This is a genomic window from Micromonospora sp. MGP-C2, from assembly GCF_057766525.1.
On the sequence record NZ_JBYMEN010000002.1, the window covers coordinates 2,370,131 to 2,382,910 of the forward strand.

General features: G+C 73.5%; 13 protein-coding genes and 1 pseudogene. 1 reads left to right on the top strand and 13 read right to left on the bottom strand.

Translation table 11 applies throughout. From position 1 onward, the window contains the following. Positions 1–11: 11 nt before the first annotated feature. The 4 genes from AC3CF1_RS10380 to hisD form a co-directional block, all read right to left on the bottom strand. A complete protein-coding gene (locus AC3CF1_RS10380) occupies positions 12–182 on the bottom strand; it encodes a hypothetical protein (RefSeq protein WP_165435803.1) in 171 nt (56 codons plus the stop codon). A 58-nt stretch (positions 183–240) separates the two neighbouring features. After that, positions 241–852, bottom strand: a complete 612-nt coding sequence (hisB, locus tag AC3CF1_RS10385; RefSeq protein ID WP_088949358.1) for an imidazoleglycerol-phosphate dehydratase HisB — start codon at positions 850–852, stop codon at positions 241–243. Beyond that, positions 852–1,922: a histidinol-phosphate transaminase gene (locus AC3CF1_RS10390; RefSeq protein ID WP_488450276.1), complete on the bottom strand. Its 1,071-nt coding sequence runs from the start codon at positions 1,920–1,922 to the stop codon at positions 852–854. The genes hisB and AC3CF1_RS10390 overlap by 1 nt, the downstream gene beginning before the upstream one ends. A gap of 76 nt (positions 1,923–1,998) precedes the next feature. Continuing rightward, positions 1,999–3,321: a histidinol dehydrogenase gene (gene hisD, locus AC3CF1_RS10395; RefSeq protein WP_088949360.1), complete on the bottom strand. Its 1,323-nt coding sequence runs from the start codon at positions 3,319–3,321 to the stop codon at positions 1,999–2,001. A gap of 106 nt (positions 3,322–3,427) precedes the next feature. Here hisD and AC3CF1_RS10400 point away from each other — a divergent pair, with 106 nt between their 5' ends. Then, positions 3,428–4,135: an LON peptidase substrate-binding domain-containing protein gene (locus AC3CF1_RS10400; RefSeq protein ID WP_088949361.1), complete on the top strand. Its 708-nt coding sequence runs from the start codon at positions 3,428–3,430 to the stop codon at positions 4,133–4,135. Here the strand turns inward: AC3CF1_RS10400 and AC3CF1_RS10405 are convergent. From AC3CF1_RS10405 to AC3CF1_RS10445, 9 genes and pseudogenes are all read right to left on the bottom strand, one after another. Continuing rightward, positions 4,047–4,874, bottom strand: coding sequence for a DUF2567 domain-containing protein (locus AC3CF1_RS10405; protein WP_488450279.1), 828 nt, complete (start codon positions 4,872–4,874; stop codon positions 4,047–4,049). The genes AC3CF1_RS10400 and AC3CF1_RS10405 overlap by 89 nt on opposite strands. A gap of 56 nt (positions 4,875–4,930) precedes the next feature. Next, positions 4,931–6,638: pseudogene (locus AC3CF1_RS10410) on the bottom strand (MinD/ParA family ATP-binding protein). A 95-nt stretch (positions 6,639–6,733) separates the two neighbouring features. Then, entirely contained in the window at positions 6,734–7,762 is a 1,029-nt protein-coding gene (locus tag AC3CF1_RS10415; RefSeq protein WP_488450281.1) for a hypothetical protein, read from the bottom strand. Between the two features lie 42 nt (positions 7,763–7,804). Then, positions 7,805–8,749 (bottom strand): RluA family pseudouridine synthase, encoded by a 945-nt coding sequence (locus tag AC3CF1_RS10420; RefSeq protein ID WP_088949365.1) that lies wholly within the window; start codon positions 8,747–8,749, stop codon positions 7,805–7,807. Further along, entirely contained in the window at positions 8,746–9,360 is a 615-nt protein-coding gene (lspA, locus tag AC3CF1_RS10425) for a signal peptidase II (RefSeq protein ID WP_088949366.1), read from the bottom strand. Before lspA ends, AC3CF1_RS10420 begins: the two co-directional genes overlap by 4 nt. A 64-nt stretch (positions 9,361–9,424) precedes the next feature. Then, positions 9,425–9,844: a TraR/DksA family transcriptional regulator gene (locus AC3CF1_RS10430; protein ID WP_355162655.1), complete on the bottom strand. Its 420-nt coding sequence runs from the start codon at positions 9,842–9,844 to the stop codon at positions 9,425–9,427. A 227-nt stretch (positions 9,845–10,071) separates the two neighbouring features. Then, positions 10,072–11,571: a potassium/proton antiporter gene (locus AC3CF1_RS10435; RefSeq protein WP_488450284.1), complete on the bottom strand. Its 1,500-nt coding sequence runs from the start codon at positions 11,569–11,571 to the stop codon at positions 10,072–10,074. A gap of 22 nt (positions 11,572–11,593) precedes the next feature. Further along, positions 11,594–11,899 carry a DUF167 domain-containing protein gene (locus AC3CF1_RS10440; RefSeq protein ID WP_210793882.1) on the bottom strand — a complete coding sequence of 102 codons (306 nt, stop codon included), beginning with the start codon at positions 11,897–11,899 and terminating at the stop codon, positions 11,594–11,596. Between the two features lie 10 nt (positions 11,900–11,909). Continuing rightward, on the bottom strand, positions 11,910–12,701 hold the full coding sequence (locus tag AC3CF1_RS10445) for a hypothetical protein (RefSeq protein WP_488450286.1): 792 nt from the start codon (positions 12,699–12,701) through the stop codon (positions 11,910–11,912). Positions 12,702–12,780 lie beyond the last annotated feature (79 nt).

Sequence of the window (12,780 nt, forward strand, 5' to 3'; positions counted from 1 at the left end):
CGTCACCCCGATCACCCGTTCTCCGGCAGCAGCCGCAGAACCCCGGCGACAGTGGCGAGCACCGCGAGCGCCGCGGTGACCAGGACAGCCGCCTTCGGCGCACCCTGCCGGTAGAGCGACCAGGTGCCACCCACCAGCACCCCGGCCAGGATCAGCAACAACGTCGGCAACGCGGCACCCATCAGAGCCACCCTCGAATCGCGACTGCGGGGCTCCGCTGCGCTGCACTCCTCGCGCTCATCAGAGAGCACCCTTCGTGCTGGGAATCGCGCCCGCCGAGCGTGGGTCGATCGCGGTCGCCTCCCGCAGCGCCCGGGAGACCGCCTTGAACTGCGCCTCCACCACGTGGTGCGCGTCCGGGTGACCGCCCGGCCGGGCCGCCCGCAGCACGTCGACGTGCAGCGTGACCCGGGCCGCCTGACCGAAGGACTCCCAGATGTGCCGGGTCATGCTCGTCGCGTACACCGGCCCGATGTACGGGGCCAGCGCCGGCTCGTCGTGCACCACGTACGGCCGACCCGAGAGGTCCACCGCGGCCCGGACCAGCACCTCGTCCATGGGCACGGTCGCCGAGCCGTACCGCCGGATGCCGGCCTTGTCGCCCAGCGCCTGGTCGAACGCGGCACCCAGGGCGAGCGCCGTGTCCTCGATCGTGTGGTGCGCGTCGATCTCCAGGTCACCCACGGTGCGCACGGTCAGGTCGAAGCCGCCGTGCCGGGCGATCTGGTGCAGCATGTGGTCGTAGAAGCCGACGCCGGTGCTGATCTCGGCGGCGCCGGTGCCGTCGAGGTCGATCTCGACGAGGACCTTGGTCTCCTTGGTGATCCGCTCCACCCGGGCGGTCCGGCTCATCACACAGTCTCCATTGCAGAAAGGAAGGCGTCGGTCTCGGTCGGGGTGCCCGCGGTCACCCGCAGCCAGCCGGGCAGGCCGACGTCACGGACCAGCACCCCCTGTGCCAGCAGCGCCTTCCAGACGGTGGTCTGGTCCCCGCCCGCCTCGAAGAGCACGAAGTTGGCGTCGCTGTCGGCGACCCGCAACCCACGCTCGCGCAGCGTCGCCACGATCCGGTCCCGCTGCGCCATGATCGCGCTGACCGTGCCGAGGAGTGCGTCGCGGTGGGTCACCGCCGCCCGTGCGGCGGCCTGGGTCAGTGCGGAGAGATGGTACGGCAAACGGACGAGCTGCACCGCCTGCACCACCGCCGGGTCGGCGGCCAGGTAGCCCAACCGCCCGCCGGCGAAGCCGAACGCCTTGCTCATCGTGCGGCTCACCACCAGCCGCGGGTGGCCGGGCAGCACCGCGAGGGCGCTGACCGTGCCCGGTCGGGCGAACTCGGCGTACGCCTCGTCCACGACCACCATGCCCGGCGCGACGTCGAGCACCGCGGCGATCACCGCCGGGTCCAGTGCCGTGCCGGTGGGGTTGTTCGGCGAGCAGAGGAAGACCACGTCGGGCCGGTGCTCACGGACCTGGGCGACCGCCTCCTCGGCGGTCAACCCGAAGTCGACGCCGCGCTCGGCGGGCACCCACCGGGTGCCGGTGCCGAGGGCCAGCAGCGGATGCATCGAGTACGCCGGAACGAAGCCGAGCGCGCTGCGCCCCGGCCCACCGAACGCCTGCAAAAGCTGCTGCTGGATCTCGTTGGAGCCGTTGGCCGCCCACACCTGCTCGACGGTGAGCCCGTGCCCGAGATATTCGGCCAGGTCGGCCCGGAGCGCCAGCGCGTCCCGGTCCGGGTAGCGGTTCAAGTCGCGCAGCTCGGCCGCGAGCGCCTTGCCGATCGCCTCGACCACCGGCTCCGGCACCGCGTACGAGTTCTCGTTGGTGTTGAGCCGCACCGGCACGTCGAGCTGCGGCGCCCCGTACGGCGAGAGCCCGCGCAGGTCGTCGCGGATCGGCAGCTCGTCCAGGCTGCTCATGTCGCCTCCCCGCTTCGCGAGGAGGCGACCTGAGGCACCGGGCGACTGAGCCAGCTGGTTCGCTCGCTGCGCTCGCTCATGCCGCTCCACCCGGGAAACGGGCCTGGACCGCCTGGCCGTGCGCCGGCAGGTCCTCCACGTTGGCCAGGGTCACCACGTGCGGGGCCACCTCACGCAGAGCCGTCTCGGTGTATTCGATCAGGTGCACGCCGCGCAGGAACGACTGCACGGACAGCCCCGAGGAGTGCCGGGCGCAGCCGCCGGTGGGCAGCACGTGGTTGGACCCGGCGCAGTAGTCGCCGAGCGACACCGGCGACCAGGCGCCCACGAAGATCGCCCCGGCGTTGCGGACCCGCAGCGCCCACTGCCGGGCGTCGACCGTCTGGATCTCCAGGTGCTCGGCCGCGTACGCGTCGACCACCCGCAACCCCGCCTCAAGATCGTCGACCAGGACGACGCCGCTCTGCTCACCGGTCAGCGCCGTGGTCACCCGCTCGGTGTGCTTGGTCGCCGGCACCTGCCGGGCCAACTCCCGCTCGACCGACTCGACCAGCGCCAGCGACGGGGTGACCAGCACGCTCGCGGCGAGCGGGTCGTGCTCGGCCTGACTGATCAGGTCGGCGGCCACGTGCGCCGGATCGGCCGTGTCGTCGGCGAGGATGGCGATCTCGGTCGGCCCGGCCTCGGCGTCGATGCCGACCACGCCGCGCAGCAGCCGCTTGGCGGCGGTCACCCAGATGTTGCCGGGGCCGGTGATCAGGTCGACAGGGTCGCACCGCAGCTCACCCAACGGGTCGACCGCCGCGCCGTACGCCAGCATCGCCACCGCCTGGGCCCCGCCCACGGCGTACACCTCGTCGACGCCGAGCAGCGCGCACGCGGCGAGCACCCGGGGGTCGGGCAGACCGCCATTGTCCTTCTGCGGCGGGCTGACCACCACCAGCGACCGCACGCCGGCCGCCTGCGCGGGCACGACGTTCATCACCACCGTCGACGGGTACATCGCCAGGCCACCGGGCACGTAGAGGCCGACCCGGTCGACCGGCAGCCAGCGCTCGGTGACCGTGCCGCCGGGCACCACCTGCGTGGTGTGGTCGGTGCGCCGCTGGTCGTCGTGAACCCGACGGGCCCGGCTGATCGACTCCAGCAGCGCGGCGCGCACAGCCGGGTCGAGCACCCCCTCGGCCTCGGTGATCGCCTCGACCGGCACCCGCAGCACCTCGGGGGAGATGCCGTCGAATCGCTCGCTGGCCTCCCGGATCGCCGGGTAGCCATGCTCGCGAACCGCCTCCACCAGCGGGCGGATCCGCTCGACGGCAACCGACACGTCGAGCTGGGCACGGGGCAGCAGGCGGCGCGGGTCTCCGAGACCCTTGCGCAGGTCGATCCGATTCAGCACCCTTGCGAGTCTAGGCGGCCGGCCCGGCGTACACCCGAGCCGCCCGTCCGCCGGGACGGTGAGCCGGGCCACGCCCACGCGGGCGAGATTGGTTAGGCTCGACCATGTGACCGCACGGCTGCCGGTGTTTCCGCTCGCAACGGTGCTCTTTCCCGGGTTGGTGCTGCCGCTGCACATCTTCGAGGAGCGCTACCGGGCGCTGGTCCGACACCTCGTCGACCTGCCCGAGGGCGCTCCCCGCGAGTTCGGTGTGGTGGCCATCCAGGCTGGCTGGGAGGTCGCGCCCGCCGGTCCCGGCGCCCGCGCGACGCCCGGCGTCGGCGACGTCACCCTGCACGAGGTGGGCTGCACCGCCGAGCTGCGTCAGGTGACCGAGCTGACCGATGGCGGCTTCGACATCGTCACGGTCGGCCGACGCCGTTTCCGGATCGCCGAGGTCGACGACAGCGCGGCCCCCTATCTGACCGCCGACGTCGAGTGGCTGCCCGACCCGGCCGGGTCGGACGAGGTGGCCGATCTGCTGGCCGCCCGGGTGATCGCGGTGTTCCGGCAGTACCTCGGCCTGATCCGCTCCGACCCGGAGGAGATCTCCGAGCAACTGCCGGAGGATCCGACGGTGCTCTCCCACCTGGTGGCGGCGACCGCGGCGCTCACCGTCGACGACCGGCAGCGCCTGCTGGCGATCGACGACACCGCCGCGCGGCTGCGCGCCGAACTGCGGCTGCTCAACCGCGAGGCGGCTCTGCTGCGCCAGGTACGGGCGGTTCCGGTGCCGCTGGCGGAGCTGGCGTCGTCCCCACCGACACCCAACTGAGGTCGGCCGGCTCGGGTTCCGGGCGCAGGCCCGGCCACCGCGACCAGCCGGCCAGGAGGGTGTACGTGATCGCGGCCCCGAAGGCCGGCAGCAGCAGGTTGCCGTGCGGCACCGGCAGGACGCCGAGCAGCCAGTCGACCCCGCCGGCCCGCAGGTCCGGGGGCTTGGTGAAGGACTGCCCCGCCGGGGCGGTGTCCAGCAGCCGGTCGAAGGTGGCCAGACCGACCCGCCGCCCCACCTGCCAGGCCACCGGCGCGGCGGCCAACGCGCCGAGAACCGCGGCGAGCAACCCGACCGGGCCACGCCGCCGGCGCAGCACGAACCACAGGACGAGCGCCACCAGCAGCCCGAAGCCGAGCCCCAGCAGACTGAACCACCCGTCCGCCGCGATCGGCTGCTCCGGTTGCGGGTCGGCGTAGATCGCCCCCTCGGCGGTCTTGAGCACCGGCGTGGCCGGCGCGAGCACGGCCCACAGCAGCCCGAACGGCACACCCAGCACGGCCAGCGCGAGCACGGCGCCCAGCACCGTCGCCGCGGTGCGCAGCGGACGACGCGGCTCGTCGGAGGTCAACTCGAACCAGCTCCGGGACGCGGTCGAGGGTGCGGCGCCCGGCGGTTCGGCGTACGCCGGCGGTTGGGCAGCGGGCTGCGTCTGCGACGTGGTCCCCGACGGGTCGGGCGGAGCGGCCCGGTCGGGATCGTCGACGGGCCGCTCGGGTTCGGGGTTGTCCGGGCTCACCCGATGATCCTCTCAGGCCCGGTGCAGGGCCGGGGCTCCGGTGGCGGCAGACCAGCTCACCGGGCGAACGGCTCCACCATCATCGCCGCCGCCTGCAACCAGGCCTGCCGGGTCTCCGGCTGGAGTTGGTGGTACTCGATCGACGACCCGGTCTCCAGCGCCGGGTCGTAGGGCACCACGGCCACCCCACGCGTACGGGTGGCGAAATGCCGCTCCAGGTCGTCCTGCAACGACGAGCGGCCCGGGGTCGGGCAGGAGATGAGGGTGATGGCGTTGTCCGCCAACTCGCCCATGCCCTCCTCGTGCAGCAGGTCGAGCATCCAGTCGGCGCTGAACGCCGCGTCCTCCCGGGGCACGGTGGTCACCACGAGCTGGTCGGCGGCCTGCATCACGGTGCGCCAGTTGGGGCTCTCCACGTTGTTGCCGGTGTCGACGCAGACCACGTCGTGGGTGCGCCGCAGCAGCTCCAGCACACGTCGGACGGTGAACTGGTCCAGTCGTTGGGCGAAGCGCGGGCTCTCCTCGCCGGCCAGCACGTCGTACGAGCCGTCGGACGCGTGCCGCAGGTAGTCGTCCAGCCGAGCCAGCAGGGTCTCGCCCTCGAGGATCTCGATCTGCGCCAGGTCGGTGATCAGGTGACGGATCGTCCGGGCGTGCCGGGCACTGCCGGCGCGCAGCCCGAGGGTGCCGCGCAGCTCGTTGTCGTCCCAGGCCAGCACGCCCTGCCCGCGCACACTGCCGACAGTGGCCGCGGCGAGCACTGTGGCGGTGGTCTTGTGCACCCCGCCCTTGGGGTTGGCGAAGGCGAACACCCGGGGCGTGCCCAGGTCACGCCGGAGCACCCCGTTGGCGCGTTCCTGCTCCTGGTCGACGCCCTGCGGGCGCCGACTCGATCCGGGGCGGGTAGGCGCGCTCGGCGACCGCCGAGCCGACCGACGGGGCGGGTGGCGGTGCCACCGGCGCGACGGGTGGCGGGGCCACCGGCGGTGCGACCGGTGCGGCGAGTGGCGGTGCGACCGACGGGGTCGCGGGCGCCGGGTAACCGGTCTCCGGTTGGTAGCCGGTCTCCAGCAGGGCGTACCGGGACTGCACCGGCGGGTCGCCCGGCCGGTATCCGTTGTCCAGCAACGCGTACCGCGACTGGGCCGGGTCGGGGACGGCCGGCGGTGGCTCGGGCTCGGCCCGGTACGTCGGCTCGGCCCGATAGCCCGGCTCGGCCCGGTATTCCGGCTCGACGCGATAGCCAGGCTCGGCCCGGTACGTCGGCTCGGCCCGATAGCCCGGCTCGGCCCGGTATTCCGGCTCGACGCGATAGCCAGGCTCGGCCCGGTACGTCGGCTCGGCGCGGTACGCCGGCTCGGCGCGGTACGCCGGCTCGGACCGGTACGCCGGCTCGGACCGGTACGCCGGCTCCGACCGGTAGTCCGGCTCAGAGCGGTACACCGACTCGGCCCGATAGTCCGGCTCGGCGCGGTAACCCGGGTCGGCCCGGTAGGCGGGGTCGACACGGTAGGTCGCCTCGGCCCGGTAGTCGGGCTCCGCGCCGTACGACAGCTCGGCCGGATGCCCGATGGCGGACGCCCGCCCGGCGTTGCCGTTCGGTGCCGCGCGCCGTGGCAGCGGATCCGGTGACGGGTCGTCGGCATGCCGGTCCGGCTCGGTCTGCTCCGCGCCGCGACCGCCCAGCCGGGCACGATCCAACAACGCGCGCCACCGCGGCGCTGGTTCGGCCGGCCGGCCCCAGCCGGTCTCACTGCCCTCCACGGCCCGCCCTCCCAGCACCATCGATCTCCGTCTGACAGGCTACGAACCAAACCCTATTCGGACCACACCTCAGAGCGCACACCAGCCGACGCAGATCACGACGACGCGGGCGTCGGCAGCTCGGCACCGATGGCGTCCGGGGAGGTGGTGACGGTCGGCGGGGGTGGCGCGGTCGACGTGGCCGGCGACGGCGCGGGTGACGGAGTCGTGACGACCGGTGCGGGTTCCGACGATTCGCCCATCGACGCAATCGGCGCGGGTGCGGGTGGTGTCGACGGCGCGTCCCCGTCGGGTGTGGGCGCCGGACTCGCCCCGATGTCGACGGGCGGACGCACCACGTCGCGCTGCTCGGGCAGCGGAGGTGTGAAGACCGTGCGGTCCAGGCGGTACACCTCGGGAGCGGGGTCGACCGCACGTACGTCCGGCCGGGCCGCCACACCGCGCAGCGCCCCCGGCGTCGCTCGCACCACAGCGGCATAGACGCAGGCGCAGCCGGTCCGGTACGCGGCCGCCTCGGCGGCGGCCACCTCGGCGCCGCTGGCGTAGCGCTCCCGCAACTCCCGCTCGTCCGGCCCGTCACCGTCGACCGTGGCGGCCAGCGCCCGGTAGTCGGCGGCTTCGACGTCCTTGCGGACCGCCACCTGGTCCATCCCGGCCACGACGTCGTCCGGCACCCGCAGCGCGGGAATCTTGACGATCTCGGTCTGCCGCCCGGGTAGCGGCACCCGCCCGAAGACGGTGGAGACCCCCACGTCGCCGAGGACCGTCGCCAGACGCTGCGGCGGCAGGTACGCGGAAAGCGTGACCAGCGCGTAGGTCCCGTCCCCCGCGGACTGCGCCGACGCGGGCAGCGCGGCCAGGTCGGCGGCGGCGGACCGCAGGTAGCCGGGGACGGAATCGCCGTCGGTCACACCGACGCGGGTCACCTCACCCACCGTCTGGTCGCCGACCGGGGTGTCGTCGACGGCCCAGACCGCGGTGCCCAGGACCGCCGCCGCGGAGAGCACGGCGGCCCAGGTGAGCACCCCGGACCGCGCCGACCGCTCGCCGAGCCGGGTCACGGCCCGGGTCAGCGGCGGCAGCAGCCGTTGGTCCAGCTGCCGCAGCAGGTTGCCGGCGCGCACGGGCGGGATCCCCTCGTCGGAGCGGTGTCGGGCGGTCGCCGCTCAGTCACGCAGGATCTGAAGCGCACGGTCCAGGTCGTCAGGGTAGTCGCTGACGAACCGGACCTCGTCCCCCGTTCGGGGGTGCAGGAAGCTCAGTTCGCGGGCGTGCAGCCACTGTCGGGCCAGGCCGAGACGGGCCGAGAGGGTGGGGTCGGCACCATAGGTGAGGTCACCCACGCAGGGGTGCCGCAGGGTGGAGAAGTGCACCCGGATCTGGTGGGTCCGGCCGGTCTCCAGTCGAACGTCGACCAGGCTGGCCGCCGGGAACGCCTCAATGGTGTCGTAGTGGGTGATGCTCGGCTTGCCGCCGGACACCACCGCCCAGCGGTAGTCGTGGGTGGGGTGACGGTCGATCGGCGCGTCCACGGTCCCGCGCAGCGGGTCCAGGTGACCCTGCACCACCGCGTGGTAGCCCTTGTCCACCTCGCGGTACTTGAAGGCCCGCTTCAACGCCGTGTACGCCTGCTCGCTCTTGGCGACCGCCATGATCCCGGTGGTGCCCACGTCGAGCCGGTGCACCACGCCCTGTCGCTCGGCGGCGCCACTGGTGGAGATGCGGTGCCCGATCGCGGCGAGGGCGCCGATCACGGTCGGGCCGGTCCACCCTGGGCTGGGGTGCGCGGCCACGCCCACCGGCTTGTCGACCACCACGATGTCGTCGTCGGCGTAGACCACCCGCAGGCCGGGCACCGCCTGCGGCACCACTGTCGGCGGTGCGACCGGGGCCGGCAGCGTGACGTCCAGCCATGAGCCGGCCTTGACCTTGTGCGAGTTGGGTCGGGCGGCGCCGTCGACGAGCGCGTCCCCGGCATCCACCAGGGCCGCGGCGGCGGTGCGGGAGAGCCCGAACAGGCGGGACACCGCCTGGTCCAGTCGCATGCCGTCGAGGCCGTCCGGCACCGGGAGGGAACGGTGGTCGCCGCCAGCGGCGAAGGCGGAGGTCATGCCCGCTCCTTCTGGTCGGCGCCCTGGGTGGCGTCCGTTTCGGCCGGGGCGTCGTCGCGTCCGGCCCGCCGGCCGTCCCGCTGGCGGCCGGTCAGTTCCAACAGCACCGCCAGCAGCACACCGCAGACCAGCGAGCTGTCCGCCAGGTTGAACACCGGCCAGACCTGGCCGTACGGGTCGAAGAGGCTGATCATGTCGACCACGTGCCCGTGGAAGGGCGAGGGCGCCCGGAAGATCCGGTCGACGAGGTTGCCCAGCGCGCCACCCAGCACCAGGCCCAGGGAGATCGCCCAGGGCAGCGAGCGGAGTCGCAGCGCCATCCAGACGATCCAGCCGACCACACCGATCGTGATCAGCGGGAAGATCCAGGTGTGGTCCGCGCCGATGCTCCAGGCCGCACCGCTGTTGCGGGTCAGGCTCAGGTAGACGAACCCGCCGAGCAGCCGGACCGGCTCCCGGTCGGTCAGCGCGGCCAGCGCGAGGTGCTTCGTGACCAGGTCGGCCAGCAGGGCCACGAGGGCGACTCCGGCAAGGATCGCGACGGCCCGGGGCCGGCGTGTGCCGCCTCCCGGGTCGGTGCGGCCGGGCTCGGCGGACGGTACTGCGGTCATGCGCTCCCCATCGACAGTCTCGGCGGTGATCGCTCACCGTCTCATCGCCGCCGGGGAACGGACCTCAGCGCCGCTCCTCCAGCTGCTTGCACGTCACACACTGGGTGGCCGACGGGAAGGCGGCGAGGCGCTCGACCGGGATCGGGTTGCCGCACCGCTCGCACCAGCCGTAACCACCCTCGTCGAGGCGCTCCAGAGCGCGCTCGACCTGCGTGATCCGTTCCAGAATGCTGTTGGCGAGAGAGATCTCCTGCTCCCGCTCGAGCGTCTTGGTGCCCGTGTCGGCCTGGTCGTCCCCGGCCGAGTCGGTCAGCCGGTCGCGCTGCAGCTCGGTGATCTCACTCAGCGTCTGATCGTACTCGGCGCGAAGCTCGTCCCGCCGCGCCGCCAGCGCCGCCCGGATCTTCTCGGTCTCCGCCGTGCTCCGGGTGGGCTTGGTCACCGGCTTGCGCCCGGCGGTCCTGGTGTTGGCTGGCTTCGCCATGGGTCGCTCCCTCGGCCGGGGAGCCGCGTGGTCCGCGGCATCCTGGTTCGGGGGCGCCGACCAAGGCGTCCCCTAATGTACGAAAAGGGGCGCACGGCGATGATGGCCGCGCACTCCGGAGGTTGGCAAGAATACGGAACGTACAGGCGTCCGACAACGTGCCGCACCGTCGCTCCGCTAAACAGCCCCTAGCCCTGCCTAACTGGGGCAAAGGGAACGCTAGCAGATCAATCGACTGCCTCATCCCCGTACTCACCAAACCACCGGGCCAGGCGACCCCGCCGGCTGACCGCCCGCAGCCGGCGCTCCGCGGCGTCCCGCACCCCCGCGGTCGCCACGATCAACAAGCTGTCGCCGGTCTTCAGTCGGGTGTCCGGTGCGGGCACGAAACCCACCCCGTCGCGCAGCACCAGCGTGACCGATGCGCCCAACGGGAGCCGCAGCTCGTCGACGTGCACACCGGCCAGCCGCGAGCCCGGCGGCACCTCCAACTGGAGCAGGTCCGCCCGCATCCGCTCCAGCGGCGCCGTCTCCACGTGGATCTCGGTCGCCTCGGCCGGCGCTGTCACCCGCAACCACCGCGCGAACGGCCCGAGCGCCCCGGCCTGCACCAGCGTGAAGATCACCACCAGCACGAAGACCACGTCGAAGAGACGCTCCGCACCGGGCACCCGCTCGGAGAGCGGAATGGTGGCCAGCACGATCGGCACCGCCCCCCGCAGCCCCGCCCAGGACAGGAACGCCTGTTCGCGGAGGCTGACACGGAACGGCAGCGCCGAGACGGCCACCGACAACGGCCGGGCCAGCAGCACCAGGGCCAGTCCCGCGACCACCGCGGGCAGCACGGCCGCGTCCAGCCGACCCGGCGAGGCCAGCAACCCGAGCAGCACGAACAGCCCGATCTGGGCGAGCCACGCGAGCCCGTCCGCGAAACCGAGGATCGCCTGCCGGTGAGACAACCGGGCGTTGCCCAGCAGCACCCCGGCCACGTAGACGGCGAGGAACCCCGAGGCGTGCAGCACCGCCCCGGCGGCGTACGCCAGCACGGTGATGCCCACCGCGGCGATCGGGTAGAGCCCGGCCGAGGGCAACGCGGCCCGGCGCAGCGCCCAGGTGCCGGCGACGCCCGCGCCCACACCCACCGCCACACCCACGCCCAGCTCGTAACAGACCAGCCCGACCTCGTACCACCACGGGTGCGCCCAGCCCTCGTGGGACAGCAGCACCACCAGCAGCACCACCGGGGCGTCGTTCATGCCCGACTCGGCCTCCAGCGTCGCCACCAGCCGGGGCGGCAGCCGCAGCCGACGCAGGGTGGCGAAGACAGCCGCCGCGTCGGTGGACGAGAGCACCGCGCCATAGAGCAGCGCCAACCGCCAGTCCAACCCCAACAGCAGGTGTACGGCGACACCGACCACCACGATGCTGACGATCACGCCGACAGTGGAGAGCGCGGAGGCCAGCCCGAGCACCGGACGCAGGGTGGTCCACCGGGCGGTGAGGCCGCCCTCCGCGATGATCACGATGAGGGCGCAGAAGCCGAGGGCCCGGGTCAGCTCGACGTCCTCGAAGCCGATGCCCAGCCCGCCCTCGCCGATCGCCACGCCCAGCGCCAGGTAGACGAGGAGGCTGGGCACGCCGAGCCGGGTGGAGAGCCGCACCGCGCCGACGGCGACCAGCAGCACGGCCGCACCGAGCAGCAGCGCGATGTCCAATCCGGGCGTCACAGCAGCCTGGCCTGGGCGTTCCTCACTCGGCGGATCCGTCGCGCAGTCGGCGCAGCAGCTCGGACAGCTCCGGGCCGGGCCGATCGACGAGGAAGAGTTTGTCGCGGCTGGCCGCGCCGACCCGCAGTGACACCGCGGCCGGCCGGAGGCCCAGTGCGGCGGCCAACGCCTTGCGGGCCGCCTCGGTCGCCCGACCGTCGACGGCCGGGTCGTGCACCGCGATCACGAGGGCGGGCCCGTGTGGACCATCGAAGCGGCCACCCACCCGTGTACGGGAGGCGCCCGGCTTCACCCGTACCGCCACGGTGAGCGTCTCCTGCGCGGGCACCGGCGCCGCTTCAGATCGGCCGGGCGTCGGCGAGCAGGGCGGTGGCTGGCGCGCAGTGCGCGCAGGGCGTGAAACCGAGCTCGACGGCCTCGGCGACCGGCAGCGCCTCGGGCGCCCGGCCAACGAGGTGCGGGCAGCTGGCGAGGTGGTAGCGGGGGTGACCGTCGACCACCTGGACGTCATCGGGAAGTCGCGCCACCCGGGCCGCCTCGGCGGGAGTGACCGGCTGCTCGGCCGGCTCGTCGGCCGTCGGGGCACCGTCGAGGAAGGCGTCGTCGGTGGACGCCGCGAACGGCGACGCCGGGCTGACGGGCCGGGCGAGAGCGGACGCGTCGTCGGCCGGGGTCACGAACGGCGAGCCCGGATCGAACGGCGGCACATCGTCGAGCGGCGGCACATCGTCGACGCGCGGATCGAACGGCGGCGCATCATCGACGCGCCTGTCGAACGGCGGCGCATGGTCGGCCGGCGGCTCGGGTGGTTGCCGCCACCCGGTGCCGCCGGTACCAACCGTCGTGGGCACGTGCTGGACCGGCACCTCTGGCTCGACCAGCGGCGGCCCGTACGCGACACCCGTGGCCTGGCGGGCCGTGCGGGGTGCGTCGGGGGGCCGCCGGCCGGGCCGACCGGGATCCGCCATAGCGCGGTTGGCGGCTGCCTGGCGGGCGCCCACCACCAACGCCACGGCGGCCAGCAGACTGGCCGCGATGGAGATGATCAACATGAAGCTGGAGCCACTGGCCAGACCGAGCACCAGTAGGACCACCGCGACGAGGATGAGCAGGAGACTTGCGACTATCACGGCTCACCCCCGCCGCGTCGTACCGTCCAGGCTGGGCCGGCGATCGTCACCATTGGCGGGAAACGATCGCCGGCCGGTG